General features: G+C 50.7%; 1 pseudogene. It reads right to left on the bottom strand.

From position 1 onward, the window contains the following. Positions 1-1,868, bottom strand: a pseudogene (locus KP814_RS32400) (type IV secretion protein Rhs); the annotation flags it as partial. Positions 1,869-2,135 lie beyond the last annotated feature (267 nt).

Raw genomic sequence — 2,135 nt, 5'->3', positions numbered from 1 at the left:
TTCAGATAGGTGTAGGTCAAAATGGACTTACGRCTGCCAGGACTCATGGAAGCGTCTTTATAAACCGTGTCCGTCAACACCTGATTATTGGCGTTRTAGTCGTAATGATGCAGGCTTTCCAGGCGTTCTTTTACAGCTCCAGCGGCGTCAAGGTAATGAGAATACTGTGAATGTATGGTTGTTCGCCCCAGCTCATCCGTCTCACGCACCGCAACCCGTGCGTAACCATCCGCCCTCACGCCTTCGCCGGTCTTGCCTTTAAGGCTCGCATCTTCAAGCCAGACTGCGCGCACTCGCCCATAAGCGTCATACTCAAACTTCTGGTGGCTCTCGACAGGAGCGCCGTCTTTGTTCAGTAACGCGCTGTTATCCATGATGCGGCGTCCGCCCTGATCATAGCCAATTTCATGCCCCGTATTGCCGGCATATATGCTTTGCGTCGCCCCAGCGCTCAACGCCCCCATCGTTACGRTGAAGCGGTTTTCCTTATCGTAAAGGTARTAGAAGTCCTGGGTCTTAATATCCTCGCCTTTATTCTTATCRGTGATGAGATAGTCGTCATAGATGGACTTCATATGGCGCCGGTTGCCAACAGCGTCATAGGAGTAAGTCAGGTCGTAGTCGTCATCGCGGATGCTGACCACGCGGTTCAACGCATCATAGGTCGCTCTGACGTTTTGATATGGCAGCGAGTTCTGTTCCAGCCCGGCGCCAGCAATGCTATCCAGTTCCGTAAAGGGGGAGCGACGGTACGTTTCCTCTTCCACATTCCCGTTCGCATCATACTTGAACTCCGAATAACTCCCCGCGCCTTTGTCGCTGATACGACGCACGCGGCCATTCGCGTAGTATTCATACTGAATATCCTGCAACCCTCTCGWGGGATGCGAGTWATCCGACAGCAGTTCTGCAGGAATATCCCCATCCGTATAGGTGTAAGCGCTGTTTGAAGTGCTCTGTCTCTGCAGCCAGCCCGCCCGATTATATTCATACACAAACTGATGCCCACCCAAATCCTGGTGAGTGCGAATCCGGCCAAAGTAATCCGTCTCATCAGTCAGGTCCGACGTCGTTTTATAGYTAGCGTCAGTTTCTGTGGACAGGCCATTTTTTGTGACCTTTTTATAACCGCCTATRCCGCCAATGCTACTGACATAGCGATATTCGTATGAGGTCTCGTTAGCCCCRCTTCCCTGACTTCCATCATTAAATCCAATATGTTTAACGATGCGTCCTTCSCCGTCGTAGACATATTTTTCAACATGGCCTCGCGCATTGGTATGCGCCACCCTATTACCAAGTTCATCATAAGAGTACTTGTCAGAGGTATAACTATCGCCAGCATTGTACTTCGCCAGGTTTTCGAAGCGTCTGACTTCCGTCAGYCTGCCCAYGCTGTCATACACAAAGCTGTGATACTGGCCCAGCTCATCAATCACCAGGCGCTTATTGCCAAGCTGGTCATATCGGTAGGTTTTGCCGTGCCCCAGCGCATTGGTTTCRCTTGCGACYATGCCCGCAGAATAGGTCTGGCCCCGATAGAAGGCGGCGTTGTTTTTAATGAAATAGCCTGCTTTCTTTTCCGCCAGATAACTGTTCGCATCCTGATTGGCCACCAAATTCCCTGARGCGTCATAGAAATAACGAGTGATAGGATGGGCATTCAGCGACTTTAAGACGCCATTGACGGCRTGGTCCTGACTCACTTCGACCTTAGGATCGATTTTATGRGTCAGACGGCCTTGYGYGTCATACGCCAGRTGGGTGGCGTTCCCCCGGCCATCCACTTCCTGCTCCACTTCGCCAAAGGCGTTGTAWCGCTGCYGGCGATGGATTTGATAAGTAGTCTGGCCTCCCAACGTCCACATYGTCCTGTARCTCTGAAAAATACGCTGCTGCTGATCATTTTCCTGGACGAGAGGTTCTAAAGCGTTTTGATTAGAGCTCGTAGGTGTRGCGGAAGCCTTGTAGACCAGCTTCCTATTAGTTACCGTCTTCCAAACATTGAACTGGGCTGTCGTGTCTTTTAATGGCGCTTGATCCGTCAGGTTAATAAATTGCTTAACCTCATTTAATTTACCTGTCGAGCCTTGCCCCCATGTAGCATAAGACAAATCATACTGACCATTGCCGAG

It is taken from the genome of Hahella sp. HN01 (assembly GCF_018986435.1).
Classification (GTDB): Bacteria; Pseudomonadota; Gammaproteobacteria; order Pseudomonadales; family Oleiphilaceae; genus Hahella.
This window is presented reverse-complemented; position numbering and strand designations above follow the sequence as displayed.